The 268-nt window shown below is 50.0% G+C and carries 2 tRNA genes; both read right to left on the reverse strand.

Features of this window, described 5'->3' with window-relative positions:
- A tRNA-Arg gene (locus tag KGF52_RS21250) sits at positions 1-74 on the reverse strand.
- A 24-nt stretch (positions 75-98) separates the two neighbouring features.
- Positions 99-173: transfer RNA gene (locus KGF52_RS21255), tRNA-Gly, on the reverse strand.
- Positions 174-268: the final 95 nt, after the last annotated feature.

Below are 268 nucleotides of genomic sequence, written 5' to 3' on the forward strand. Positions count from 1 at the left end.
TGAGCGCACAGGGATTCGAACCCCGGACACACGCCTTAGAAGGGCGTTGCTCTATCCAGCTGAGCTATGCACCCACATTGGCACTATAAACATAAATTTGGAGCGGGAAACGAGATTCGAACTCGCGACTTCAACCTTGGCAAGGTTGCGCTCTACCACTGAACTATTCCCGCTCGTTTATTAAATTAAATAAAAATGGTGCGGATGAAGGGAGTCGAACCCCCACGCCAATGGCGCTAGATCCTAAGTCTAGTGCGTCTGCCAATTC

Origin of the sequence: Clostridioides sp. ZZV15-6597 (genome assembly GCF_020657815.1) — a bacterium.
Lineage (GTDB): Bacteria > Bacillota > Clostridia > Peptostreptococcales > Peptostreptococcaceae > Clostridioides.